This window comes from Novilysobacter antarcticus, assembly GCF_019802285.1.
Taxonomy (GTDB): domain Bacteria; phylum Pseudomonadota; class Gammaproteobacteria; order Xanthomonadales; family Xanthomonadaceae; genus Novilysobacter; species Novilysobacter antarcticus.
Genome location: NZ_JAIEUJ010000001.1, coordinates 794,256 through 818,093, shown reverse-complemented (window position 1 = coordinate 818,093; position 23,838 = coordinate 794,256). Strand labels below are relative to the sequence as shown.

The following is a 23,838-nucleotide window of genomic DNA, read 5'->3' as shown; positions in this document are numbered from 1 at the left end:
CGACTCCGCGTAAAGGGCGCTAGCATTGCCGGCATGAGTTCCAACACATCCACCGGATCTTGCAGCACCTCGCGGCCAGCGCCGGGCTCCCAAGCCCCGGCCTCCGAGGAGTTCGCCAACGCGCTTACCCATGGCCTGGGCGCCACCGCCGCGCTCGCCGGCGGTGCTGTCCTCATCACCCTGGCGGCGATGTGGGGGGATGCGTGGCAGCTCGCGAGCGCCGTTGTGTTCGGGGTCTGCCTGCTACTGCTCTATATCGCCTCCACCCTGTATCACGCCGCTCGCCACCCGGTCGCCAAGGCGAGGCTGAAGGTCCTCGATCATTGCGCGATCTATCTGCTGATCGCCGGTACCTACACGCCGTTCACCCTTATCGGGCTGCGCGGTCCGTGGGGATGGTGGTTGTTCGGCGTGATCTGGACCCTGGCGGCAGCCGGAGTGGTGTTCAAGCTGTTCCTCACCGGCCGGTACAGGCGTCTCTCCACGATGATCTACATTGCCATGGGCTGGCTGGTGCTGGTGGCCATCAAGCCGATGTGGCGCGCACTGGATGGATGGACGCTGGGCTGGCTGCTCGCGGGTGGGATTTTCTACACCGCGGGCACCGTGTTCTATCACCGGCCGGCACTGAAATACTCGCATGCGATATGGCACATGTTTGTCCTCGCGGGCAGCCTGTGCCACTACATCGCGGTGATGGCGCACATTATCTGAGCGCCGCGACGATCCGCGGAAAACCGGAGCTGCACGCATGTTGTGGGAAGGACTGAGCGCTACCAGGGACCTGGGGCGGGTGTACGAGATCGCCTCGATACTGATCCGCTACGGTTTCGGCGACATGGTCGGGCGTCTCGGGCTGGCTCCCGTGCTGGCCAGGGCAGGGCGGGTGCTTCCGCTCAGCCACATGGAGGAGCTGGTTGCGCTGCCCACCCCGGTGCGCGTGCGCCACGCGCTGGAGGAGATGGGGCCGAGCTTCGTCAAGCTGGGCCAGGTGCTGGCGACCCGCGTGGACCTGTTCCCGCCGGAGTGGATCACCGAGTTCGGCAAGCTGCAGAACCAGGCGCCCGAGGTGCCGTACGAGCTGATTCGCCAGCAGATGCTCGAGGACCTGGGGACGTCGCCGGAAGCGGTGTTCGCGTGGCTGGACCCCACGCCGCTGGCGGCCGCATCGATCGCGCAGGTACACCGGGCGCGCCTACACGACGGCACCGAAGTAGTAATCAAGGTGCGCCGCCCGGGTATCAAGCCGATCGTGGAAGCGGACATGCGCCTGTTGCAGCGCGCCGCGCAGGCGATGGAGGCGCGCTTTGAGGAGTTGCGCCAGTTCCAGCCCAGCGCGATGGTTCGCCAGTTCAAGGTGTCGCTGGGCCGCGAGCTCGATCTGGCTGCCGAATGCCGTCACGCCGAGCGCATCGCAGCCAGCTTCGCCGGTTCCGGGGAGATCGTCGTTCCGGCGGTGCATTGGCAGTACACCGGTCCGCGCATGAACGTGCAGGACTTCATCGACGGCGTCTCGTTGTCTGACCTGGCCGCGGTCGATGCTGCCGGGTTGGATCGCAAGCTCATCGCCCGGCGCGGCGCCAATGCCGTGCTGAAGATGATGTTTGAGGACGGGTTTTTCCACGCCGATCCCCACCCGGGCAATGTGTTTGTGCTTCCGGGCAATCGCATCGCATTGATTGATTACGGCATGGTCGGGCGATTGTCGGACGCCCGCCGCAACCAGGTGATTGGCCTTTTGGATGCGCTGGTGATGCGCGATGCTGCGCGGGTCACCGATGTGATGCTGGAGTGGGCAACCCAGCCCAACGCCGATGAGACGCAGATGGCCCTGGACGTGGACGCACTGGTCGATCAGTACCACGGCGTTGCGCTGGGCCAGCTCAACCTGGCGACGATGCTGATCGACGTGACCGTCCTGCTGCGTGCGAACCGGCTGGCGCTGCCGGCCGACCTGGCGTTGATGATCAAGGTGTTCGTGACCCTGGAAGGCCTGGGTCGCAGCCTGGATCCGGATTTCGACATGGCCAGCGAGGCAGCGCCCTTCCTGCGCCGGGCGATGCTGAAGCGATACCGACCCGCAACGCTCATGCGGAACGGCATGCGTACGCTGGCCGACACCACGGAGATCCTCTCGTTATTGCCGCGCGACATCCGCCGGCTGCTGCGTTCCGCCCGGCGCGGCAACATCAAGCTGCACGTGGATATCGACCATCTGGACGACTTTGGGACCCAGCTGAACCACTCGGCCAACCGTTTGACGGTCGGCGTCGTCCTCGCCGCGCTCATTATCGGATCATCGATAACACTGACGGTAGGCGGAGGACCCACGTTGTTGGGATTGCCTGCCTTCGGACTGCTGGGGTTTGTCGGCGCGGCCATCGCCGGCGCCTGGCTGGTGGTCTCGATCTGGCGCAGCGGTGGCGGCAGGTAGCTGCGTGTTGCGGCCTGAACCTCAGGGCGCGCCGCGGTACGGGTACTTGGCGAAGATGGCGGTGATGGCCTGATCGGCAGAGGCCGCGCGCTGCTGAGGCGTCTTTTGGGTCACCCGGCCAATCGCGTCGCCGCTCCACACCAGCCGGTTGCGGGCCGCGTCGACCAGATCCACGGTCAGCGTGCCTTCGGTGTATTGGTTCACCCTGGTCTCGTCGTACCAGACCGGATAGGCATAGTAGGCACGTGCGCGGTAGCTGTAGAAGTACTGGATATCCGAGCGCGGCACGTCATAGACGTCCGTTTTCTCCCGGATAACGCCTTGGAAGTTGACCAGCAGATCGGCTTTGTCTGGGCTGAAGCGATAGCCCCGGGCGTCCATTTCCCGGCGCACCGCATTCTTGATGTGATCCGAAAGGTAGGACGTGTACCCCGATTGCTCCATGGCCAGCGGCTGATAGAAGCCGTAGGTGCGGTATTGCGAGAAGTCCGCAGTGGGATCTGCATCGGTGCGAATCCGCGGTCCCGTCGCGCAGGCCGCAAGCATGGATACCAGCGCCAGCCCGACCAGGGCGCGCCAGCACAACGAAGACAACGATGCGGTTTTCATGTCGGTCCCACCCGGTTGGCCTGTACCGAAAGTAGCAGTGGGAATCCATACAACGCGTGAAAATTCGGCTCCTCAGGGCACCACGGCGGTCCACTCGGACGTCTCGAATTTGTCGACTGCCAGCTGCATCGCCTGACCCAGCTCGTCAGCGGTGAGATGGTCGTCACGCAGGCCGTGGTTGCGCCGGAAGGTGGCGATCATGCGCTCGATGACAGCCGCGCGCGGCAGACCGGTCTGGCTGCGCAAGGGATCGACCCGTTTGGCTGCGCTGGTGGTGCCCTTGTCGGAAAGTTTCTCTCGCCCAATCCGCAATACGTCGAGCATTTTGCTGGTGTCGATGTCGTAGGCCATGGTCACGTGGTGCAGTACCGCGTTGCCCTTGCGTGCCTGCGCTGCGCCGGCGATCTTGCCGGCTGGGGAGGTGATGTCGTTGAGCGGCTGGTAGCTCGCCGCTACGCCCAGTTCGGCGAGCGCCTCGATCACCCAGCGGTCCATCAGTTCGTACGACTGCTGGAACGACAGCCCCTCCACCAGTGACAGCGGTCCGCAGATCGAGTAGGTGATCGTGTTGCCTGGCTCGATGAACATCGCGCCGCCGCCGCTGATACGCCGCACCACCTGGATGCCGTGTCCCGCTGCCGCCTGGCTGTCAACTTCGTTGCGCAGGGACTGGAATCGGCCGATGACGACTGCCGGATCGGCCCACTCCCACACCCGCAAGGTGGGCCGTCGCCGGCCGGCGGAGACCTCATTGGTCAGCACTTCGTCCAGCGCCATGTGCATCGCCGGCGATTGCGCTTCCGTGTGGATCAGTTGCCAGTCGTGCTCGTGCCAGTGGCTGCGGCTCATGGGGTGCCCTCGTTGTGGAGCGCACGGTCCACTGCGATCGCGACGCCCCGTGCGCTGATGCCGTACAGCGACGCGCTATCGCCCAACGCGGTGCGGACCGTCGTCTCCCAAGCCTCCACGCCGGCGTCGGCACGGGTGCCACGCAGGGCGTTGTTGATCACATCCAGTGCGGTATCGGGTTCCAGGAAGAAGTCACCGCTCACGCGAACCTCCCTCAGCAGTCCCTCGGACACCGCCAGATCGACCACCACCAGCTTTCCGCCGGGCTCTTTGTACTCGCCGTGCATGGGCATGGACTCCTCGCTGTAGCCGCCGCAAGCGCGGCTGAGGCAGCCATCCTCGTCTGTGAGGGCGTCCGCATCAATGACATGGGTCACTCGATCGACGACCGGCGATGCAGATGCGCCTGTGCGTATCCGTGATCGCCATTTTCCCGCGGGCGGACAAATCATCGGCCCGGTCGGCGACAATCGACGCTTCGTGCGCGGTGTGGACGACTGCCGGCACGAACGACTTCCGCCCCGGACCTGCCGCCATGACCGAACCCAGCCCTTCCGACAACCACCCGACGCCGTCGCTGCCCGGCAAGTCATCGCAAGGCCTCCTGGCCCGCTGGACGGGAACCAGCTTGGTGCTGCGGATCGTGATCGGACTGATCGCCGGGACGCTGCTGGCACTTGTCGCGCCCTCCGCGGCGTTGGCGGTCGGACTGCTGGGCACGGTGTTCGTCTCGGCACTTAAAGCAGTCGCGCCTGTCCTGGTATTGGTGCTTGTGGCCGCGTCCATTGCCAACCACCGGCAGGGGCAGAAGACCCATATTCGCCCCATTCTGGTGCTGTACCTCATCGGCACGCTCGCTGCGGCGATGGTTGCGGTGGCCGCCAGCTTCATGTTTCCCGTGACGCTGCATCTGGGCCTCGCCAGTGCGGCCGAGCTGAGCCCGCCGGGCGGGATCGGCGAGGTGCTGCGCAACCTCCTGCTGCAGGTCGTGGACAATCCGATCCACGCGTTGCAGGCGGGCAATTACATCGGCATCCTCGCCTGGGCCGTCGGCCTTGGCGTAGCCCTGCGCTACTCAGCCGACACCACCCGCACGGCGGTTGCCGACCTGTCCGACGCCGTGACCTGGCTGGTTCGCGCCGTTATCCAACTGGCGCCGATCGGGATCTTCGGACTGGTCGCCGAGACGATCGCAGCCACGGGGCTCTCGACCTTGCTCGATTATGCGCAGCTGCTGGCCGTCCTGCTCGGGTGCATGCTGTTTGTCGCGCTGGTGGCCAATCCACTGATCGTGGGAATTGTCATCCGCGGCAATCCGTATCCGCTGGTCCTGCGCTGCCTGCGCGAGAGCGGCATCACCGCGTTCTTCACCCGTAGCTCGGCTGCGAACATTCCGATCAACATGGAACTGTGCCGGAAGATGGGGCTGCATCGCGAGACCTACGCGGTGTCGATCCCGATCGGCGCGACCATCAACATGGCGGGGGCGGCGATCACCATCACGGTGCTGACGCTTGCGGCGGTGCACACGCTGGGTATTCCGGTGGATCTGCCGACGGCACTGCTGCTCAGCGTGGTTGCCGCGGTTGCGGCGTGCGGAGCCTCCGGTGTGCCGGGCGGGTCGCTGCTGCTGATCCCGCTCGCGGCCGGATTGTTTGGCATATCCGACGACCTTGCCATGCGCGTGGTTGCGATTGGCTTCATCGTCGGCGTGGTGCAGGACTCGGCCGAGACCGCGTTGAATTCCTCCACCGATGTCCTGTTCACCGCAGCGGCCTGCCGGCGGGCGGAGTCCGCAGCAGGCCGCTGACGCTCGTCAGGGAAGCATGCTGCCCGTGTCGATGAAGCGCTGGTGCCACGACAACGCCTCACGCAGCAGGTGAGGGGTGTGTTTGGCATAGCTGTCGCGGCAGGCGCGATCGAAGTAGTCCTGCAGCATCGGCTTGAAGTCGGGGTGCGCGCAGTTCTCGATGATGACCCGGGCGCGCTGCTTGGGTGCCAATCCGCGCAGGTCGGCCAGTCCCTGCTCGGTAACCACGACCATGGTGTCGTGCTCGGTGTGGTCCACGTGGCTGACCATTGGGACGATGCCGGAGATCTTGCCGCCCTTGGCCGTGCTGGGCGCCATGAAAACAGACAGGTAGCTGTTTCGCGCGAAGTCGCCCGAGCCACCGATGCCGTTCATGATCCGGCTGCCCGCGATGTGGGTCGAGTTGACGTTGCCGTAGATGTCCGCCTCGATCATGCCGTTCATGGCGATGCAGCCGAGGCGGCGGATCACTTCCGGGTGGTTTGAGATCTCCTGCGGACGAAGCAGGATGCGCTTGGAATAGAAGTCGACGTTGGCGTTGAACTCCTCGATCCCGGCCGGGCTGAGCGAAAAGGAGGTGGCCGACGCCATTCGCAGCACGCCCTCCTTGATTAGCTGCAGCATGCCGTCCTGGATGACCTCGGTGTAGGCGGCCAGACCGGTGTAACCCCCGGTTGCCAGCCCGGCGAGCACGGCGTTGGCGATGTTGCCCACGCCCGATTGCAGTGGCAGCAGCTTGTCTGTCAGACGGCCGCGCTTGATCTCGCGGCCGAGGAAATCCAACAGGTGGCCGGCGATCCGCTGCGACGCCTCGTCGGGCGGATTGAATGCCGAGTTGCGGTCCGGATCATTGGTTTCCACGACCGCGATCACCTTGTCCGGATCCACGCGCAGCCACGGTTGGCCGATGCGGTCATCGGGATGAACCAGCGGGATCGGTTTGCGGTTCGGGGGCAGGGCGGTGCCGTAATAGATATCGTGCATGCCCGCGAGCGCTTCGGGCTGCCAGCGGTTTACCTCCAGAATGATCTTGTCGGCTTGTTCCAGCCAGGTCATGTTGTTGCCGACCGAGGACGATGGAATCAGGCTGCCGTCCTCGCGGATACCGGTAATTTCCACCACCGCCACATCGATCTTGCCGAAGAAACCGAACCAGGTGTGCTGGGCGACGTGGCTCAGGTGGATGTCGATGTATTCCAGGTTGCCAGCGTTGATGCGCTCGCGGACCGCCGGGTCGGACTGGTAGGGGAGGCGCAACTCCATGCCTTCAACCCGGGCCAGAGCGCCGTCGAGCTCCGGAGCCGTGGACGCGCCGGTCAGCACCTTGATCTTGAACGGCTGGCCGGCCGCGGAGGCAGTTTCCATGCGTGCAGCCAGTGCCTGCGGAACCGCCTTCGGGTAGCCGGCGCCGGTAAATCCGCTCATGGCGACGGTCATGCCGGGCTGGATGAGTTCGGCGGCCTGCGCCGCGCTCATGATTTTCTCGCGTAGCCCGGAGTGGAGGATGCGTTCGGTCACGGTTGCCTCGGAGGTAACGTTGGGTATCCCCTCAATTTTACTCGAAGGGGTCGATGGCAACAGCAATGCCGCGGACCGCAGCACGAACAGGTCGCTTTGTGGAACGGCGTATCCGCGCCCGGCATGACAAGGGTCAAGGACCGCCGCGCGGGAGTGGCTAGGGTAGGGAGTTCATTTACAGGAGGCCATCAATGAAACTTCGCTCTCTTTCCATTGGGATCGCCGCAGCCGTTCTCGCCATCAGCGTTGCAGCCTGTGGAAGTGATCCAGCTCCCGCCGGCCAACAGACCGAGTCCCCGGCAACCGAGATCCAGGGGCCGGTCGCCGCCGAGGCCCACGATGCCCATGACGCGCATGATGACCACGGCCCACTGCCGGTGCTTGCCGATGGCCAGCGGTGGGCGACCGACGAGCCGCTGCGCAAGGCGATGAGCGGCATTCGCGACGACGTTGCGAAGAACCTGCCCGCCTACCACGACTCGCGCCTGCAGGCGGCGGATGCCGAAGCCCTGGCGGTCTCCGTCGAGGACAACGTCAACTACATGATCGCCAACTGCCAACTGGAACCCGAACCCGATGCGGTACTGCACGCGATGATCGCGCAGATGATGGGTGCGGCCACGGCGCTGCGTAAAGATCCCGCATCTGCCGAAGGCGTGCCCCGGCTGGTATCGGTGGTGAACGATTACGAGGCCACCTTTGACCACGAAGACCTGAAGCCGCTGACGCACGACTGAGGCCGGAAAACACACCCCGTGCTTCCAGGGTCGATGGATCCCATTCGGTAGCGCCGAGACCCGCGTGCTTACTGATTCAGCCCACGAAAAAACGTGCATTTCGCCTTGCTGCCGCCCCGGATTCGGGGCGGTTTTGCATTGGGTGCATCCATTTCCCTGCAACCCTCCACAGCAACATACGGGTGCGTTTGGTTTGACTTGACCCACGTCATGGAGGGGGTGTCCCGCACTGTCTATCTTGCCGGCCAACGCAAGACTTTTTGGTAACTGGAAGGAAAAACTGGAATGAAAGAGTTGGTTTTGCTGTTCGCCCTCGCCGGAGCTGCCGGTTTTGTGCCGCAGGCTATTGCAGCGCGTTCGGCGGACGTCGCCCCTGTGGCGGATGTCAACTTCACCCTGCGCACCGCGATCGACAATGGGCAGCTGGTGTTCGTCGGTAACGCCGGGACGATCAAGGGTCAGGTGAATCCGGAACTGAAAGTGCCGGAAGGGGCGGTGGTTGCGATCACCCTGGTCAACGGCGACGGCGCGATGCACGACATTTCCGTGCCCGCGTTCGATGCCCACTCCGACCAGCTGGTCGGTGAAGGCTCGTCGACAACCATCGTGTTCCGTGCCGGCAAGGCGGGCACCTTTGAATACGTGTGCACGATCCCCGGCCACAAGGCGGCGGGTATGTTCGGCAAGCTGATCGTCGGCGATGTCACCGATGTGGTCAGCACCGCGGTGGACGTGGCCAAGGACCCGTACCAGGTTGGCGAGCCAGTGGGCGACCGTGCGGCCAAACACATCACCTATGACCTGCTCACCACCGAGGTCGAAGGTCAGTTGTCGGATGGCAGCACCTATCGCTACTGGACCTTCGACAACACGGTTCCCGGTCCGTTGCTTCGGATCCGGCAGAACGACACCGTCACCATCAACCTGAAGAACGCCGAGGACAGCATCAACATCCACTCGGTCGATTTCCATGCCGTCACCGGGCCGGGCGGCGGCGCGGCGGTGACCCAGGTCGCACCGGGCCAGACCAAGAGCTTCACCTTCAAGGCGTTGCATCCGGGCTTGTTCGTCTACCACTGCGCAACACCGATGATTGCCCAGCACATCTCCAACGGCATGTACGGGATGATCCTGGTCGAGCCGGAGGGCGGGCTGGCGAAGGTTGATCGCGAGTTCTACGTGATGCAGGGCGAGCTCTACACCGCGCAGAAGCACGGTTCCAAGGGCCTGCAGGAGTTCTCGGTCGACAAGCTGCTGGACGAGCGTCCGGAGCACCTGATGTTCAACGGCAGCATGAACGCGTTGACCAAGACCTTCGACATGCAGGCCAATGTCGGCGAGACGGTGCGGATGTTCTTCGGCGTCGGCGGTCCCAACCTGACCTCCAGCTTCCACCTGATCGGCGAAGTGTTCGACCGCGTCTACGACCTGGCGTCGTTCACCAGCCCGCCGTTGACCGATGTCCAGACCACGATCGTGCCGCCGGGCGGGGCGACGATGGTCGAGTTCCAGGTCGACTATCCGGGCCGTTACATCCTCGTCGACCACGCCCTGTCGCGGGCCGAGAAGGGACTGATCGGCTTCTTGAATGTAAAGGGCGAGGCGGACAGCTCGATCTTTGACAGTAGCGAGAAGAGCGACCCCGCGTCGGGTCACTGAGGCAAGCAAGGAGCTGAGGCGGGCCATCACGGCCCGCCTTTTTTTTGCGCTACTTTTCGGGCGCGCCTGACCAACGGCACGTTCCCTGCGTGCTGTGCCCGCTACGATGTTGGACCGGCCGTCGCCCATCCGGTAACGGCAAATCGATGCGGAGCACCTGTATGCGCAAGACCAGCCTTTCCCTCTTCATCGCTGCCAGCCTGGCGCTGGGCGCGGGCGCCCTGACGGGGTGCCAAAGCGCGCCGGCAAGTACAGAACGCCCTGCAGGCGTGGCGGACGCGGAATTTGCGAAGGTTGCCGAATCGCTGCTGATGCGCGGTCTGGAGCGCAGCCCCGAATCCTCCATCTATGCCGGTCGCTACGACAACGCGTCGACGCTCACGATTCCCGACGCGGAGCGGCGCGCCGCCGACCTGGCATTCGCCAAGGCAGGGCTGCAGGAGCTGGCCGCCTTCGATCCGGCGCAACTGTCGCCCGCCGAGAGCATCGACCACATGCTGCTGAAGAACCGTTACGAGGCCAGCATCTGGTATCAGGAAACGTTCCGCGACTGGGAGTGGAATCCCTCGCGCTACAACATCGCCGGTCCCATCGGCCTGCTCCTCAATACCCCTTACGCGGAGGAGGACGAGCGCCTGCGTACTGTGATGGCGCGGCTGGAGCACGTGCCGGAGTACTACGCCGCCGCGCGGGCCAATATCGTCGACCCGACCGCGGAGCACGTCGAGCTCGCGATCGTTCAGGGCCGCGGCTCGCTCAGCGTGCTCGGTGACGCGCTACGCAAGCAGATCGCCGAGTCCGGCCTGGACTCCGCGGACAAGGCGACTTTCAACGCGCGCATCGATGCCGCCCGCGCTGCCATAGGCGAGTGGACGAGCTGGCTGGAAGGGGTGCAGGCCGAGCAGGTCGCCTCCGGCAACGCCCGCAGCTTCCGCATCGGCGCCGAGCAATATGAGGCGAAGTTCGCCTACGACATCCAGTCGCACTTCACCGCATCCCAGCTGCATCAGCGTGCGGTGGACGAGAAAAACCGCCTGCACGAGCAGATGGACAAGATCACCGTGGAGCTCTGGCCGAAGTATTTCGCCGGTACCGCGATGCCCGACGACCGGCTGGAGCGGATCGGCATGATGATCGACAAACTTTCCACCCAGCACGTCGCGCGCGACCAGTTTTTCGACGAGATCAAGCGGCAGATTCCGCTGCTGGCGGACTTCGTCCGCGAGCACGACCTGCTCGACCAGGACGCCAGCCGGCCGCTGGTGGTCCGCGAGACGCCCGAATACATGCGCGGCGGTGGCGCAGGTGCCTCGGTCAGCGCGCCGGGTCCGTTCAACCCGACCGCCAACACCTATTACAACGTCAGCCCGCTGGATGACTACAGCGCCGAGCAGGCCGAGAGCTTCCTGCGCGAGTACAACCATTGGGTGTTGCAGATACTCAATATCCATGAGGCGATCCCGGGGCATTACACCCAGCTGTTGCACGCCAACAAGAGCCCGAGCCTGGTCAAAAGCCTGGTCGGCAACGGCGCGATGATTGAGGGTTGGGCGGTCTACGCCGAGCGGATGATGCTGGAGGCCGGGTGGGGCGAGCAGGCGCCGGAGATGTGGCTGATGTACGGCAAGTGGAACCTGCGCGTGGTCACCAACGCGATCCTGGACTACGAGGTGCATGTGCAGGGACTGTCCGAGGAGAAGGCGCTGGACCTGTTGCGCCGCGAGGCCTTCCAGGAGGAGACCGAGGCGGTCAACAAGTGGCGTCGGGTGCGCCTGTCACAGGTGCAGCTGACCTCGTATTTCACCGGCTACGCGGAGATCTACGACTTCCGGGAGCAGCAGAAGCAACGGCTGGGTGCCGACTTCGATCTGAATACGTTCCACAACCGCTTCCTGAGCTATGGCAACGCGCCGGTTCCGGCCATCATGCAATTGATGGCGGAGTGAGCCGGAAGGGTCCTTGGCAGCGCACAGGACGTTCTAGAATACGAGGTCATGACCGCAAAAAAACACGTCCTCAGGTGGCCGACGATCTTGGCCATCCTGGTGCTGCTCGCCGTGGCCCTGGCGATTAGCTCGCGCCTCCCGTCGCAGGAGGGCCGATCCGAATCCACCCGGCTGACACATACCGCCGACACGCTCCTGGCTCGGGCCGTCCAGCCGTTTGCCCGGGCCCACCCCGGGCTGTCAGGCGTATTGCCACTGGCGAGAGGGGACGATGCGTTCGCCGCGCGGGTCGCCCTGGCGGAAAGCGCGCAGCGGACCCTGGACGTTCAGTACTACATCTGGCGTGGCGACATGTCCGGGACGCTGCTGTTCGAGGCGTTGCACCGCGCGGCGGATCGCGGCGTTCGGGTGCGGTTGCTGCTGGACGACAACAATACCGCCGGGCTCGATCCGCTGCTGGCGACGCTGGATACCCATCCTCTGATCGAGGTGCGGCTGTTCAACCCCTTCCCGCACCGAAACTGGCGCTGGCTGGATTACATCACCGATTTCCCGCGCGTGAACAGGCGCATGCACAACAAGTCCTTCACCGCCGACAACCAGGCCACGATCATGGGCGGGCGAAACGTCGGTGACGAGTATTTCGATGCCGGCGATGGCGTGCTCTTCGTCGATCTGGATGTGCTGGCGGTGGGGCCGATCGTCGATGAGGTGTCCCGCGATTTCGATCTTTACTGGGCAAGCGAGTCCTCCTACCGGCTTCAGGGCCTGGTGCCCGCCGCGCCCGAGGGTGCGCTGGCGGCGCTGGAGGCGGCCGCCTCGGTGGTGGAGCGGAATCCCGCCGCGCGTGCCTACCTTCGTGCGCTGGATGAATCGCCGTATCTGCAGGCTTTGGCGTCCGGTGACCTGGGCCTGGAGTGGGTCGAGGTAGAGCTGCTCAGCGATGATCCGGCCAAGGGCCTTGGAAAGGCGCCGCGCGAGAGCCTGCTGTCGGAGCGTCTGCAGCAGGTCATCGGTACTCCGGATGCCGAGTTGCAGATTGTCTCGCCGTACTTTGTGCCCACCGCGTTCGGTGTCGACTATCTGGCTGGCCTGGCAAAACAGGGCGTGCAGGTGACGGTGTTGACCAACTCGCTTGCCGCGACCGACGTAACGGCGGTCCACGCCGGCTACGCCAAACGGCGCAAGCCTCTGTTGGATGCGGGTATCACCCTTTACGAGATGAAGCCGGAAACGGCCGATGTGCCGACGGTGCGGCGCAAGCTCACCGGAAGCTCGGCGTCGAGCCTGCACGCGAAGGTGTTCGCTGCCGATCGTCGCCGCGCATTCATTGGCTCGTTCAATTTCGACCCGCGCTCCGCCAACCTCAATACCGAAATGGGGTTGGTGGTCGAGAGCACCGCGATCGCGTCGGGCATTGCCAATACGTTCAAGGACCTGGTGCCCGATAGTGCGTACCTGGTGCGGCGGGGAACGGACGGCAAGCTGGAGTGGGTGGAGGAGGGCGCGGTGGAAGGTGGCGAGCGTGTTCTGAAGGAAGAGCCGGGTAACGGGTTCTTGCTGAACGCGGCGGTCAGGGTCATGGAAGCGCTGCCGATAGAATGGCTGCTGTGAGCAAACCGCCTACCCAATCCGACCGACCGCTCGAACTGTTGCCGCTTCCCCAACCCGCTACCGTGGACGATCCACGGCCTGTGGAGCCTGAGCGCCCGCTTCCCATGGAGTGTTGCGACAGCGGATGCGACAGTTGCGTCCACGATGTCTATGCAGATGAGGTCCGGCACTACCGGGAGCTGCTTGCTGCCTGGCAGGATCGCAATCCGGGCCGCTCAGCAGGCTGAGCTCAGTCGTTGCTGACCTCACCCGTGGTCAGCTCTCCCAGTGTCGCTTCGCGGACGCTGACCACGCGCAGGTCGAAGTGCAGGGTCTTGCCGGACAGTTCGTGGTTCCCATCAACGGTGATCCGGTCCCCTTCGACTCTCATCATCGTTGCAAGTACGGGGCCCTGCGCCGTCTCAGTGAGGAACTTTGCGCCCGGCTTGACCATGGACACATCCTCGAATGCGGACAGGGGAACGGCCTGGACCAGCTGCTCGTGGCGTCGACCATAACCTTCCTCGGGCGGTACCACGGCCTTCAGTCGATCTCCCGGCTTCTTGCCCGCCAGCGCTTTCTCCAGCCCGGGCATGAGCTTTCCGGCGCCATGCAGATAGACCAACGGCTCCGCCGCGTAGGACGAATGGACCAGCGTGCCGTCGTCGACGGTCAGCGTGTAGTGCACCGTCGCAACGCGGCGGTCGGCAATTTCCATCGGAACTCTCAAACTGGGGGCGCCGGAAGGCGGGACACGCAGGCTAGGGGAAGCGCCGTGCCGGCCGCAAGTCCGCGCCGGAGGCCAGACGCTCCCGCGCCAATGTGCGTGGCGCGTGGCATCCTGTTTGCCCGTTTTCCCAGTGACCGTGAATTGGCGCTCAATACGATCATCACCACGATCGACCTGATCGGTACGTTCGCCTTTGCCATCAGCGGGGCAACCGTGGGTGTCCGCAACCGTTTGGATATTTTTGGCGTGCTGGTGCTTTCGTTCGCGGCCGCGACCGCCGGCGGCATCACCCGCGACCTGATGATCGGCGCCACCCCACCGGTGGCGCTGGCCAACTGGCACTACCTGGCCGTCAGCTGCCTGGCCGGCATCATTACTTTTTACCGCTACGGCGATATCGAGCGGCTGCGCAACCCGGTGCGGCTATTCGATGCCGCCGGCCTCGCGCTGTTTGCCGTAATCGGCACCTTGAAAGCGCTCGACCACGGGCTTGGACCGGTTGGCGCAGTCCTGCTGGGAATGCTCAGCGGGATTGGCGGCGGTATCGTCCGCGACGTCCTGGTTGCGCGCACGCCCGTTGTGTTCCAGTCGGATCTGTATGCGATTGCGGCGATGCTCGGTGCGATCGTGGTCGTGATTGGCGTCGCCCTGGAGTTGCCCGCCGTTCCGGTCATGGCGGCCTCCGCGGCGGTGTGCTTCGGTTTGCGCTACATGGCGATCCGTTATGACTGGCATTTACCGGTCGCTCCGCCATCGTGATTTGCCGGGGAAACTGATATCTTCGCGTGGGGGCTGCTTTAGCCAGGTTCGAGGATAGGTCGATGAAGGAATCCACGGACATGCGTGGCTTGGGCTGGGCGTTGGGCGGGGTTTTGCTCGCGGTTGCGGCTTCGGGTTGCGCCACACTTCCAAGTGCCATGGTGCCGGGGTACGCCGACAGCATGACCGCTGCAGAACTGGCGATGCGCGGCGACGATGCAGCAGCAGCAATCCAGGCCTACCAGCGCGCCGCAGACGCCGAGCCCGCACAGGCATTGCCGTGGCTGCATATCGCCGAGATCCACGCCGGGCTGGGGGATTGGCCCCGTGCCGTGGCGGCATCGCGCGAAGTCCTTGAGCGTGATCCCAACGACGCGGCGGCCCGGGATTTTTACCTGCGCGGCAGCATCCGGCTGGCTGATGACGCATTGCAATACCTGCCAGAAGACGACGCCAAGTCGCATGAAATGGCCGGTGAACTGCTGGCCAGCCTGATTCGCGAGCTGGGCGACGAGGCCATACCAGCCGACGTGCGGACCCGTCTGGAGGCCGGCATGCGGGCGCGCCCACGCCGCTCGAGCTTGCGTCCGGGATCGTCGCGGCCATTGCCGAGGACGCCCGAGAAAACGGTCGCGGATCCACTCGATGTGTTGGGCGGCGGTTGAGCCACGACCGCGTCCCGGGCGGTATCATCCGCGGATGTCGAAACTGCTGCTCAACCTGCGCCTGGTCCTTGAAGATGAAATCGAGGACGTACGCGCAATGCTCGATGAGAACCGCATCGAGTACTACGAAACCAAACCCAGCCGCTGGGGCATCTCCCACGGCGCGATCTGGCTGACCAACGATGGCGATTTGCCGGAAGCCAAGCGGCTGATGGCGATCTACCAGAGCGGGCGGCAGGCCAGGGCGCGCGCTGAATATGAGGCCGGTCGGCGTGACGGCACCGGCGAGACGTTCGCCGATGTGTGGCGTCGCGAGCCGATGAAGGTCGTGCTTGCCGCTGCGGCGGTCATTGTATTGCTGGGTCTGGTTGCTCTGCCGGCGGTTCTGCTGCGGGGATGACTCGGGGCGCCACCGGTAGGCGCTGGAACCACGGCAGCATGAGCTGGATCAGCGGGCCGATCAGCAGCATGTAAAGCACCGTGCCGATGCCGAGCGTGCCGCCGAGCAGGTAGCCGGTCGCCAGTACGCTGCCCTCGATGAGCGTCCGTACCAGGCGCACCGAGCGACCGGTGCGCCGGACCAGACCGGTCATCAAGCCATCGCGCGGTCCGGCGCCGAAATCCGCACCGAGGTAGGCCGCCGTGGCAGCGCCATTGATCAGGATCCCGCTACCCAGCAAACCCATCCGCAGTGCAGGTCCGGCGCCAGCGACCATTTGGCCCAGCGGTTCCAGCACCGCATCGAACGTAAGGCCGATCACGATGGCGTTGCAGATCGTGCCGAAGCCGGGTTTCTGGCGGATCGGGATCCATGCGAGGAGGACGGCGAAACTGACCGCCACGGTGACCCGTCCCATCGGCCAGCCGCCCTGCACCGAGAGGCCCTGGTGCAGCACGTCCCACGGCATCAGCCCGTATTGCGACTGCAGCATCATCGCCATCGACAGCCCATAGGCGGCAAGTGCCACAAACAATTTCAGCAAGCGATAGGGCATCGGAGCGGCAGTGGAGCTGGGCAGCCAATTCTAGGGCCTCGCCCGAGCCAATGCCGGGCGCGCCGCGCGAGCGCTCAGGGAACGGCTAACATCACCGGTTCCCCCCGCAAGAGGTTCTGCCATGTCGATTTCCATGTACGCCGCTTCCGTCCCCGTTTTCAGGCAGATGCTGGGAAGCCTTGTAGCCATCCTCGACAAGGCCGAGACCTACGCGGCGGAGCGCAAGATCGAGCCTGCGGTGTTGCTGCAGTCGCGGCTTTTCCCCGACATGCTCCCGCTGGTCCGCCAGGTCCAGATCTCGTGCGACTTCGCCACCGGCGTGACCGCGCGCCTGGCCGGAGAGGACGTGCCCGCCTACGACGACCAGGAGCAGGGGTTCGACCAGTTACGCGAGCGCCTGCAGCGCTCCCTCGGATTTCTCGACAGCGTGGATGCGGCACGGTTTGAGGGCAGTGAGGATCGCGAGATCCTGACCCGGCCGGGCACCCCGAAGGAGCGCCGTTTCAGTGGCCAGGACTATCTTCTGACCTACGGGCTGCCGCAGTTCTTTTTCCACGTGACGACGGCCTACGCGCTTTTGCGCCACAACGGCGTGGAGATCGGCAAGCGCGACTACATGGGCGCTTACTGACCCTCCAGCAACCACGAAAGCGCGGATAATGGCGGAAATGGAGACACTGATCCTTACGCCGACGCAGGCGCATGCGCGTCAGAAGGCAGGCGCCATACTGGTGGACACCCGGGAGGCCCACGAGCGTGCGCGCGGGATGGCGGCGTCAGCGGTTGGCGTCGCTGGCCCCGACCTGGAGGCAGCCCCGGAAGGCGTGATTCCGCGGACCGACTCTGAAGTGCTGCTCATCTGCGAGGTAGGTGCGCGCTCGCTGGCATCGGCGCGGGCCCTGACTGCCGCGGGCTACTCCAACGTCGCTTCCGTCGAAGGCGGCACCCGGCGCTGGCGGGCCGAGGGCCTGCCGATAACGGAACCGCAAATCGATCCGGACGAGCGCGACTTCAACGAGCGCTACTCGCGCCACCTGCTGCTTCCCGAGGTCGGCCCGAAAGGGCAGCAGCGCCTGGCCGTCGCGCGTGTCGCGCTGGTGGGCGCAGGCGGTCTGGGCTCGCCATCCGCCTATTACCTCGCGGCTGCGGGAATCGGCCATCTGGACCTGGCCGATGACGACGTCGTCGATCGCAGCAACCTGCAGCGCCAGATCCTGCACACCGAAGCGCGCATCGGCATGGCGAAGGTCGAGTCGGCTGCCATTGCCTTGACCGCATTGAACCCGCGGTTGCGGATCAATCCGGTGACGGCGCGGGTGACCAGCGACAACGTCGAGGCGCTCATCGGCGAGGCCGACGTCGTTCTGGATGGGGGCGACAATTTTGCCGTGCGCTACCTGCTCAACGATGCGTGCGTGAAACTCGGCAAGCCGCTTGTGTATGGCGCGGTGCATCGATTCACCGGCCAGGTCAGCGTGTTCGACGCGGGTCGCCACCGCGGCCGTTATCCCTGTTACCGCTGCCTGTTCCCCGAACCGCCATCACCTGAGGATGCGCCCAACTGCAGCGAGGCCGGCGTGCTGGGCGTGCTGCCGGGAGTGATCGGCATGCTCCAGGCCACCGAGGTGATCAAGCTGATCCTCGGCATCGGCGAGTCGCTGCGCGGCCGTCTGCTCAATTTCGATGCCATGGGCATGCGCTTCCGCGAGACTCGCCTGTCGCCTGATCCGGCGTGCCCGGTGTGTTCGCCCGGCACACCGTTTCCCGGCTACATCGACTACGCGGCCTTCTGTTCGGGAAACTGAAGTGCGCTACGAGATCGTCGGGTGCAAGATCGGCGATAATGGCTGGCCACGTCACTCCAGGTCCTGCTTTTGAATACTGACGCCAGCCCGCCACTCGCCCGCATCCTGGACGGCAAGCGCATTGCCGAGGATCTACTGGACAGCCTCAAGGCACGAGTTGATGTTCGCTTGGCCGCCGGGAAGTCGGCTCCCGGATTGGCTGTGGTCCTGGTGGGCGGGGATCCGGCGTCGGCGGTGTACGTGCGCAACAAGCGCCGGGCGGCACGCAAGGTGGGAATCCGCGCGGTCGACTTCGATCTTCCGGCCGGGACCAGCGACGACGAGCTGATTGAGCTGATCGACCGTCTCAACGCGGATCCCAACATCCACGGCATCCTGGTTCAGCTGCCGCTGCCCGATCGGCGCGACGCCAGCGCTTTGATCCACCGTATCTCGCCGAGCAAGGATGTTGACGGATTCCATCCGGAAAACGTCGGCCATCTGGCCTTGCGCCAGTTCGGCCTGCGGCCGTGCACGCCGCGCGGCATCACCACCCTGTTGGCCTACACGGACCGGCCGGTGCGCGGCGCCAGCGCAACCATCGTCGGCGTCTCCAACCACGTCGGGCGACCGATGGCACTGGAACTGCTGATTGCCGGCTGCACCACCACCTGCTGCCACAAGTTCACCCCGCCGGACGTTCTGGAAGCATCCGTTCGCAGCGCCGATATCCTGGTGGTCGCCGTCGGCCGCCCGCAGTTGATTCCTGGTGAATGGGTGAAACCCGGCGCGGTGGTGATAGACGTCGGCATCAACCGCCTGGACGACGGGCGGCTGGTGGGCGATGTCGGCTTCGAGGCCGCTGCGCAACGCGCCAGCTGGATCACGCCGGTTCCGGGCGGGGTCGGGCCGATGACGGTGGCGACCCTGATGCAGAACACGCTGGAAGCCGCCGAGGCTGCAGACAGTTGAGCCCCATCGACGCGGCGCTAAAGCGGTACAATGGCGCGCTTCACCTATTCCGGTTCCGACCATGCTGCGCATCCAGGCTGAAGCTCTCACCTTCGACGACGTTTCGCTGATTCCGGCCCACTCGACGGTCCTGCCCAAGGACGTCAACGTGTCAGCCCGATTGACCCGCGACCTTGGTCTGCGCCTGCCGATCCTGTCGGCGGCGATGGATACCGTCAGCGAAGCCCGCCTTGCGATCGCCCTGGCCCAGCTGGGCGGGATGAGCATCATCCACAAGAGCATGACCGTGGCCCAGCAGGCCGCGCACGTCGCCCAGGTCAAGGGTTTCGAGGCCGGCGTGATCAGGGCACCGTTCACGGTCAGCCCGGATACGTCGATCGCCGACGTGCTCAAACTGACCCGCGAGCGCAACATCTCCGGCGTGCCGGTGGTCGACGACGGCCAGCTGGTTGGCATCGTCACCAGCCGTGATATGCGGTTCGAGACCAAGCTTGACGATCCGGTGCGCCACATCATGACGCGCAAGGATCGCCTGATCACGGTCAAGGAGGGCGCCAGCGACGAGGAAGTCGTGGGGCTGCTGCACAAGCACCGGATCGAGAAGGTTCTGGTAGTCAATGACGACTTCGAGCTCAAGGGGCTGATCACCGTCAAGGACATCCAGAAGAAGACCGACAACCCCAACGCCGCCTATGACAGCAGCGAACGCCTGCTGGTCGGGGCGGCGGTAGGCGTGGGCGGTGATACCGAAGCGCGAGTGGAAGCGCTGGTCGCCGCCGGGGTCGACGTGGTGGTGGTGGATACCGCGCACGGCCATTCGCAGGGCGTGCTTGACCGGGTGAAGTGGGTCAAGAAGCACTTCCCGCAGTTGCAGGTGATCGGCGGCAACATCGTCACCGGCGACGCCGCGCTGGCGCTGATGGACCATGGCGCCGACGCGGTCAAAGTCGGCGTCGGTCCGGGTTCGATCTGCACCACGCGTATCGTCGCCGGCGTCGGGGTGCCACAGATATCGGCCATCGACATGGTCGCCGAGGCCCTGCAGGACCGCATTCCGCTGATTGCCGACGGCGGCATCCGCTACTCCGGCGATATCGGCAAGGCACTGGCCGCCGGCGCATCGACGGTGATGATCGGCAGCCTGTTTGCCGGCACCGATGAGTCCCCGGGCGACAGCGAGTTGTTCCAGGGCCGCCATTACAAGAGCTACCGCGGCATGGGCAGCCTGGCGGCGATGGAAACCGGCTCCAAGGACCGCTATTTCCAGGACTCCTCCGACGCCGACAAACTGGTGCCTGAAGGCATCGAAGGCCGCGTGCCGTACCGCGGTCCGCTGCGCAACATTGTCCACCAGCTGGTGGGTGGCCTGCGCGCGACCATGGGTTACGTCGGCTGCGCGACCATCGAGGAAATGCGCACCAAGCCGGAGTTTGTCAGCGTCAGTTCCGCCGGCTCTCGCGAGAGCCACGTCCACGACGTGCAGATCACCAAAGAGCCGCCGAATTACCGGGTGGGCTGAAGACGATGACCGATATCCATAGAGACAAGATCCTGATCCTCGACTTCGGGGCGCAGTACACCCAGCTGATCGCGCGGCGCATCCGCGAGCTGGGGGTGTATTGCGAAATCTGGGCCTGGGACCACGACCCGGCCGAGATCGAGGGGTTCGGCGCCAAAGGCATCATCCTGTCCGGCGGTCCGGAATCGACGACGCGGGAAGGCTGCCCGCAGGCGCCGCAGGAAGTGTTCGACTCCGGTCTGCCGCTGCTCGGCATCTGCTACGGCATGCAGACCATGGCCAAGCAGCTGGGAGGCAAGACCGAGGCCGCCGACCAGCGCGAATACGGCCATGCCGAGGTCGCGCTGGTGGCACAGGATCGTTTGCTGGACGGCCTCAAGGACCATCCGGGCTCACCGCCGCGCCTGGACGTGTGGATGAGCCACGGCGACCACGTCTCCAAGGCGCCGGACAGTTTTGTCGTTACCGCCCGCACCGACCGTGTGCCGGTGGCTGCGATGGCCGATGACGAGCGCCGCTGGTACGGCGTCCAGTTCCACCCGGAAGTCACCCACACCAAGCAGGGTGGGGCGCTGCTTGAGCGCTTCGTGACCGACATCTGCGAATGCCAGACGCTGTGGACGCCGCAGCAGATCATCGAGGACCAGGTCGCCCGGGTCCGCGAGCAGGTCGGCGCGGATGAAGTCATCCTCGGCCTGTCCGGTGGCGTGGATTCGTCCGTTGTCGCGGCGCTGTTGCACAAGGCGATCGGTGATCAGCTCACCTGCGTGTTTGTCGATACCGGATTGCTGCGCTGGCAGGAGGGGGACCAGGTGATGGCGACCTTCGCCGAGCACCTGGGCGTCAAGGTCATTCGCGTGGATGCCGCCGACCGCTACTTCGAGGCGCTCGAAGGCGTCACCGATCCGGAGGCCAAGCGCAAGATCATCGGCAACCTGTTCGTCGAGATTTTCGACGAGCAGTCCGGGAAGCTGGCCAACGCGAAATGGCTCGCGCAGGGCACGATCTATCCCGACGTGATCGAATCCGCGGGCGGCAAGAACGGCAAGGCCCACGTGATCAAGAGCCACCACAACGTCGGTGGCCTGCCCGAGCACATGAAGCTGAGTCTGGTCGAGCCGCTGCGCGAGCTGTTCAAGGATGAAGTCCGTCGCATGGGTGTCGAGCTCGGTCTTCCGGCCTCCATGGTCTACCGCCATCCGTTCCCCGGTCCCGGCCTTGGAGTGCGTATCCTGGGCGAGGTCAAGCGCGAGTACGCGGAACTGCTGGCGCGCGCCGACCACATCTTCATCGACGAACTGCGCAAGGCCGACCTCTACGACAGGACCAGCCAGGCGTTCGCGGTGTTCCTGCCGGTCAAGTCGGTGGGCGTGGTCGGAGACGCGCGGGCCTATGAATGGGTCATCGCACTCCGGGCCGTAGAGACGATCGACTTCATGACAGCGCATTGGGCGCACCTTCCGTATGATTTCCTTGGTCGGGTTTCCAACAGGATAATCAACGAGTTGCGCGGTGTTTCTCGTGTTGTTTATGACATTAGTGGAAAGCCGCCCGCGACCATCGAGTGGGAATGAGCGACGACCAGCGCTGGATGCGGCACGCACTGGCGCTGGCGGACCGCGCCGAACGCGAGGATGACGAGATCCCCGTGGGCGCGGTGGTCGTTGCCGCCGACGGCTCGCTTCTCGGCGAAGGCTGGAACCGCAACATCACCGAGCATGATCCGACCGCACACGCGGAGATCGTAGCGATGCGTCAGGCGGGATTCCGCCTGGCCAACCACCGCCTGCTGGGATGCACTGTCTATGTGACCCTGGAGCCGTGCGCGATGTGCGCGATGGCCATGGTGCATGCGCGCGTGGCGCGTGTCGTTTACGGCGCCGCCGATCCCAAGACCGGTGCCGCCGGTGGTGTCTTCAATCTGCTGGGCGACCCGCGCCACAATCATCGGGTGGAGGTTGAAGGGGGATTGCTGGGTGAAGAGGCGGGTGAAAGACTCACCGCCTACTTCCGTCGCAAGCGCGCCAAGCCGGCCTGAGGCGAATGACTCGACGGGTCAGGACATCCTCGGGAGGCCGGGGTCCTTGTCCAGTTCCGCGCGCAACTCCCGCTCCAGCACCCGCAGGCTGATCCGCGCCTCCTGGCCCAGGCACAGCGAGGCAGCCAGCATCAGCAGCACGCCGAGCACCGCCAACAGCGTCGGCAGGTAGCCCAGCTGATACTGGAAGAACGCGTCGGCGGCGATCCCGATACTGGTGCCGACGAAGGCACTGAGCGACGCGTAGAGAATTCGCAATGCGCCCAGGACCAGGTACGACCGCCGCCGGTGGTAGCCGATCCGGATTTCCAGCTCGGTGCGCATCGGGCCCGGCACGGTTTCGCGCAGGTGCTCGATCTCCTTGCGCATGCGGTCGACGACACGCGCCAGGCGGTTGTTGGACGATATCAACAGCGAGCCGGTTGCGGTCAGGAAAAAAGCGGGGGTGATCATCGCCGAAATCACTGCATAGTGGTTGGGATCGGCGAGGGGCGTAGCGGTCATGCAGGCTTCCGTGGCGGGCTGACGGTATGATGCCTGCCCCTTCCAAGCGACGCGAGCCCATGATGGCCAACGGCCCTGTGAACGCCGACAACCTCGTCTGGATCGACCTGGAAATGACCGGTCTGGACACCGACAACGACTCGATCCTCGAGATCGCCACCGTTGTCACCGACAAGGAACTGAACGTCCTCGCCGAAGGCCCGGAACTGGCCATCGCCCACCCGGTGGCGACCCTTGAGGCAATGGACGACTGGAACCGCAACCAGCACGGCGGCTCTGGGTTGTGGACCCGGGTGCTGGAGCAGGGCGTCTCACTGCAGGAAGCCGAGCAGCAGACTCTCGCATTTCTTGCCCATTGGGTGCCGGCGAACGCGTCGCCGATGTGCGGCAACTCGATATGTCAGGACCGCCGTTTCCTGCATCGCCAGATGCCGAAGCTGCAACGCTATTTCCACTACCGCAACCTGGATGTCAGCACGGTCAAGGAGCTGGCGAAGCGCTGGGCACCCTCGATCAGCGCCGGCCTGCACAAGCAGGGGAGCCACACCGCCTTGAGCGACGTGCACGACTCGATCAATGAGCTGCGTTATTACCGTCGGTTCATGGGCTTGTTGGGCGGCGTGAACTCGGCTGATCGTCTTAGCGCTGAAAGCTGAACGGGACGCGCTGACCTGCCGTCCGCGATGGTCGTTGTCGATTGCATCCAGATCTCCTCAT

At 64.9% G+C, this 23,838-nt stretch carries 25 protein-coding genes; 18 read left to right on the top strand and 7 right to left on the bottom strand.

Annotation, left to right across the window (positions count from 1 at the left end; translation table 11 throughout):
• Positions 1-33: 33 nt before the first annotated feature.
• Together trhA and KZ491_RS03725 are read left to right on the top strand one after the other, a co-directional pair.
• Positions 34-714 (top strand): PAQR family membrane homeostasis protein TrhA, encoded by a 681-nt coding sequence (gene trhA, locus KZ491_RS03730; RefSeq protein WP_222564479.1) that lies wholly within the window; start codon positions 34-36, stop codon positions 712-714.
• 40 nt (positions 715-754) lie between these two features.
• The gene (locus KZ491_RS03725; protein WP_281421644.1) at positions 755-2,434 is read left to right on the top strand and encodes an ABC1 kinase family protein; all 1,680 of its coding nucleotides are present in this window, start codon (positions 755-757) and stop codon (positions 2,432-2,434) included.
• A gap of 21 nt (positions 2,435-2,455) precedes the next feature.
• Here KZ491_RS03725 and KZ491_RS03720 read toward each other — a convergent pair whose 3' ends face one another.
• From KZ491_RS03720 to lplB, 3 genes are all read right to left on the bottom strand, one after another.
• Positions 2,456-3,043, bottom strand: coding sequence for a DUF4136 domain-containing protein (locus KZ491_RS03720; RefSeq protein WP_222564477.1), 588 nt, complete (start codon positions 3,041-3,043; stop codon positions 2,456-2,458).
• Positions 3,044-3,115: 72 nt separating this feature from the next.
• Positions 3,116-3,892, bottom strand: a complete 777-nt coding sequence (locus KZ491_RS03715; protein ID WP_222564476.1) for a lipoate--protein ligase family protein — start codon at positions 3,890-3,892, stop codon at positions 3,116-3,118.
• Positions 3,889-4,269 carry a lipoate-protein ligase small subunit gene (lplB, locus tag KZ491_RS03710; protein ID WP_246606486.1) on the bottom strand — a complete coding sequence of 127 codons (381 nt, stop codon included), beginning with the start codon at positions 4,267-4,269 and terminating at the stop codon, positions 3,889-3,891. Before lplB ends, KZ491_RS03715 begins: the two co-directional genes overlap by 4 nt.
• Before the next feature lie 158 nt (positions 4,270-4,427).
• Between lplB and sstT the strand changes: the two genes are divergently transcribed.
• A complete protein-coding gene (sstT, locus tag KZ491_RS03705; protein WP_222564475.1) occupies positions 4,428-5,702 on the top strand; it encodes a serine/threonine transporter SstT in 1,275 nt (424 codons plus the stop codon).
• A 6-nt stretch (positions 5,703-5,708) separates the two neighbouring features.
• Here the strand turns inward: sstT and scpC are convergent, their stop codons facing one another.
• On the bottom strand, positions 5,709-7,220 hold the full coding sequence (gene scpC, locus KZ491_RS03700) for a succinyl-CoA:acetate CoA-transferase ScpC (protein WP_343225526.1): 1,512 nt from the start codon (positions 7,218-7,220) through the stop codon (positions 5,709-5,711).
• A gap of 191 nt (positions 7,221-7,411) precedes the next feature.
• On the opposite strand from scpC, the gene KZ491_RS03695 reads away from it, so the two are divergent.
• From KZ491_RS03695 to KZ491_RS03675, 5 genes are all read left to right on the top strand, one after another.
• On the top strand, positions 7,412-7,957 hold the full coding sequence (locus tag KZ491_RS03695) for a hypothetical protein (protein ID WP_222564474.1): 546 nt from the start codon (positions 7,412-7,414) through the stop codon (positions 7,955-7,957).
• 285 nt (positions 7,958-8,242) lie between these two features.
• Positions 8,243-9,616: a copper-containing nitrite reductase gene (gene nirK, locus KZ491_RS03690; protein ID WP_222564473.1), complete on the top strand. Its 1,374-nt coding sequence runs from the start codon at positions 8,243-8,245 to the stop codon at positions 9,614-9,616.
• Positions 9,617-9,777: 161 nt separating this feature from the next.
• Positions 9,778-11,562 (top strand): DUF885 domain-containing protein, encoded by a 1,785-nt coding sequence (locus tag KZ491_RS03685; protein ID WP_222564472.1) that lies wholly within the window; start codon positions 9,778-9,780, stop codon positions 11,560-11,562.
• Between the two features lie 48 nt (positions 11,563-11,610).
• Positions 11,611-13,176, top strand: coding sequence for a phospholipase D family protein (locus KZ491_RS03680; RefSeq protein WP_222564471.1), 1,566 nt, complete (start codon positions 11,611-11,613; stop codon positions 13,174-13,176).
• Positions 13,164-13,403, top strand: coding sequence for an oxidoreductase-like domain-containing protein (locus KZ491_RS03675; RefSeq protein ID WP_222564470.1), 240 nt, complete (start codon positions 13,164-13,166; stop codon positions 13,401-13,403). The genes KZ491_RS03680 and KZ491_RS03675 overlap by 13 nt, the downstream gene beginning before the upstream one ends.
• Before the next feature lie 2 nt (positions 13,404-13,405).
• Here the strand turns inward: KZ491_RS03675 and KZ491_RS03670 are convergent, their stop codons facing one another.
• Positions 13,406-13,873, bottom strand: coding sequence for an FKBP-type peptidyl-prolyl cis-trans isomerase (locus KZ491_RS03670; protein ID WP_222564469.1), 468 nt, complete (start codon positions 13,871-13,873; stop codon positions 13,406-13,408).
• A 102-nt stretch (positions 13,874-13,975) separates the two neighbouring features.
• Here KZ491_RS03670 and KZ491_RS03665 point away from each other — a divergent pair, with 102 nt between their 5' ends.
• The 3 genes from KZ491_RS03665 (at position 13,976) to KZ491_RS03655 (ending at position 15,709) form a co-directional block, all read left to right on the top strand.
• On the top strand, positions 13,976-14,644 hold the full coding sequence (locus KZ491_RS03665; RefSeq protein WP_222564468.1) for a trimeric intracellular cation channel family protein: 669 nt from the start codon (positions 13,976-13,978) through the stop codon (positions 14,642-14,644).
• A 62-nt stretch (positions 14,645-14,706) separates the two neighbouring features.
• Positions 14,707-15,309, top strand: a complete 603-nt coding sequence (locus KZ491_RS03660) for a tetratricopeptide repeat protein (RefSeq protein ID WP_222564467.1) — start codon at positions 14,707-14,709, stop codon at positions 15,307-15,309.
• Between the two features lie 34 nt (positions 15,310-15,343).
• Positions 15,344-15,709 carry a DUF6164 family protein gene (locus KZ491_RS03655; RefSeq protein WP_222564466.1) on the top strand — a complete coding sequence of 122 codons (366 nt, stop codon included), beginning with the start codon at positions 15,344-15,346 and terminating at the stop codon, positions 15,707-15,709.
• Here KZ491_RS03655 and yczE read toward each other — a convergent pair.
• A complete protein-coding gene (gene yczE, locus KZ491_RS03650) occupies positions 15,657-16,304 on the bottom strand; it encodes a membrane protein YczE (RefSeq protein ID WP_222564465.1) in 648 nt (215 codons plus the stop codon). The two genes, KZ491_RS03655 and yczE, sit on opposite strands and share 53 nt — an antisense overlap.
• A 121-nt stretch (positions 16,305-16,425) precedes the next feature.
• Here yczE and KZ491_RS03645 point away from each other — a divergent pair, with 121 nt between their 5' ends.
• From KZ491_RS03645 to tadA, 6 genes are all read left to right on the top strand, one after another.
• Complete coding sequence (locus KZ491_RS03645) at positions 16,426-16,935, top strand: DUF1993 domain-containing protein (protein ID WP_222564464.1); 510 nt, start codon at positions 16,426-16,428, stop codon at positions 16,933-16,935.
• Positions 16,936-16,972: 37 nt separating this feature from the next.
• The gene (gene moeB / locus KZ491_RS03640) at positions 16,973-18,109 is read left to right on the top strand and encodes a molybdopterin-synthase adenylyltransferase MoeB (protein ID WP_222564463.1); all 1,137 of its coding nucleotides are present in this window, start codon (positions 16,973-16,975) and stop codon (positions 18,107-18,109) included.
• Between the two features lie 69 nt (positions 18,110-18,178).
• Positions 18,179-19,060 (top strand): bifunctional methylenetetrahydrofolate dehydrogenase/methenyltetrahydrofolate cyclohydrolase FolD, encoded by an 882-nt coding sequence (gene folD, locus KZ491_RS03635; protein WP_222564462.1) that lies wholly within the window; start codon positions 18,179-18,181, stop codon positions 19,058-19,060.
• Between the two features lie 61 nt (positions 19,061-19,121).
• Positions 19,122-20,579 (top strand): IMP dehydrogenase, encoded by a 1,458-nt coding sequence (gene guaB, locus KZ491_RS03630; protein ID WP_222564461.1) that lies wholly within the window; start codon positions 19,122-19,124, stop codon positions 20,577-20,579.
• 5 nt (positions 20,580-20,584) lie between these two features.
• Positions 20,585-22,153 (top strand): glutamine-hydrolyzing GMP synthase, encoded by a 1,569-nt coding sequence (gene guaA, locus KZ491_RS03625; RefSeq protein WP_222564460.1) that lies wholly within the window; start codon positions 20,585-20,587, stop codon positions 22,151-22,153.
• Positions 22,150-22,617, top strand: a complete 468-nt coding sequence (gene tadA / locus KZ491_RS03620) for a tRNA adenosine(34) deaminase TadA (protein ID WP_222564459.1) — start codon at positions 22,150-22,152, stop codon at positions 22,615-22,617. The genes guaA and tadA overlap by 4 nt, the downstream gene beginning before the upstream one ends.
• Positions 22,618-22,635: 18 nt before the next feature.
• Here tadA and KZ491_RS03615 read toward each other — a convergent pair whose 3' ends face one another.
• Positions 22,636-23,121, bottom strand: coding sequence for a DUF2721 domain-containing protein (locus KZ491_RS03615; RefSeq protein ID WP_222564458.1), 486 nt, complete (start codon positions 23,119-23,121; stop codon positions 22,636-22,638).
• Positions 23,122-23,183: 62 nt separating this feature from the next.
• On the opposite strand from KZ491_RS03615, the gene orn reads away from it, so the two are divergent.
• Positions 23,184-23,777 carry an oligoribonuclease gene (gene orn / locus KZ491_RS03610; RefSeq protein WP_222564457.1) on the top strand — a complete coding sequence of 198 codons (594 nt, stop codon included), beginning with the start codon at positions 23,184-23,186 and terminating at the stop codon, positions 23,775-23,777.
• Positions 23,778-23,838 lie beyond the last annotated feature (61 nt).

What these genes read in the sequence shown, in the direction of transcription:
- tadA (WP_222564459.1), top strand. Translation starts at nt 22,150, where the DNA reads ATGAGCGACGACCAGCGCTGGATGCGGCACGCACTGGCGCTGGCGGAC.
- nirK (WP_222564473.1), top strand. Translation starts at nt 8,243, where the DNA reads ATGAAAGAGTTGGTTTTGCTGTTCGCCCTCGCCGGAGCTGCCGGTTTT.
- KZ491_RS03675 (WP_222564470.1), top strand. Translation starts at nt 13,164, where the DNA reads ATGGCTGCTGTGAGCAAACCGCCTACCCAATCCGACCGACCGCTCGAA.
- KZ491_RS03615 (WP_222564458.1), bottom strand. Translation starts at nt 23,121, where the DNA reads ATGACCGCTACGCCCCTCGCCGATCCCAACCACTATGCAGTGATTTCG.
- KZ491_RS03655 (WP_222564466.1), top strand. Translation starts at nt 15,344, where the DNA reads ATGTCGAAACTGCTGCTCAACCTGCGCCTGGTCCTTGAAGATGAAATC.
- moeB (WP_222564463.1), top strand. Translation starts at nt 16,973, where the DNA reads ATGGAGACACTGATCCTTACGCCGACGCAGGCGCATGCGCGTCAGAAG.
- KZ491_RS03660 (WP_222564467.1), top strand. Translation starts at nt 14,707, where the DNA reads ATGAAGGAATCCACGGACATGCGTGGCTTGGGCTGGGCGTTGGGCGGG.
- KZ491_RS03665 (WP_222564468.1), top strand. Translation starts at nt 13,976, where the DNA reads ATGTGCGTGGCGCGTGGCATCCTGTTTGCCCGTTTTCCCAGTGACCGT.
- trhA (WP_222564479.1), top strand. Translation starts at nt 34, where the DNA reads ATGAGTTCCAACACATCCACCGGATCTTGCAGCACCTCGCGGCCAGCG.
- guaA (WP_222564460.1), top strand. Translation starts at nt 20,585, where the DNA reads ATGACCGATATCCATAGAGACAAGATCCTGATCCTCGACTTCGGGGCG.
- KZ491_RS03720 (WP_222564477.1), bottom strand. Translation starts at nt 3,043, where the DNA reads ATGAAAACCGCATCGTTGTCTTCGTTGTGCTGGCGCGCCCTGGTCGGG.
- KZ491_RS03645 (WP_222564464.1), top strand. Translation starts at nt 16,426, where the DNA reads ATGTCGATTTCCATGTACGCCGCTTCCGTCCCCGTTTTCAGGCAGATG.
- orn (WP_222564457.1), top strand. Translation starts at nt 23,184, where the DNA reads ATGGCCAACGGCCCTGTGAACGCCGACAACCTCGTCTGGATCGACCTG.
- guaB (WP_222564461.1), top strand. Translation starts at nt 19,122, where the DNA reads ATGCTGCGCATCCAGGCTGAAGCTCTCACCTTCGACGACGTTTCGCTG.
- KZ491_RS03685 (WP_222564472.1), top strand. Translation starts at nt 9,778, where the DNA reads ATGCGCAAGACCAGCCTTTCCCTCTTCATCGCTGCCAGCCTGGCGCTG.
- KZ491_RS03670 (WP_222564469.1), bottom strand. Translation starts at nt 13,873, where the DNA reads ATGGAAATTGCCGACCGCCGCGTTGCGACGGTGCACTACACGCTGACC.
- KZ491_RS03695 (WP_222564474.1), top strand. Translation starts at nt 7,412, where the DNA reads ATGAAACTTCGCTCTCTTTCCATTGGGATCGCCGCAGCCGTTCTCGCC.
- KZ491_RS03680 (WP_222564471.1), top strand. Translation starts at nt 11,611, where the DNA reads ATGACCGCAAAAAAACACGTCCTCAGGTGGCCGACGATCTTGGCCATC.
- sstT (WP_222564475.1), top strand. Translation starts at nt 4,428, where the DNA reads ATGACCGAACCCAGCCCTTCCGACAACCACCCGACGCCGTCGCTGCCC.
- KZ491_RS03715 (WP_222564476.1), bottom strand. Translation starts at nt 3,892, where the DNA reads ATGAGCCGCAGCCACTGGCACGAGCACGACTGGCAACTGATCCACACG.
- yczE (WP_222564465.1), bottom strand. Translation starts at nt 16,304, where the DNA reads ATGCCCTATCGCTTGCTGAAATTGTTTGTGGCACTTGCCGCCTATGGG.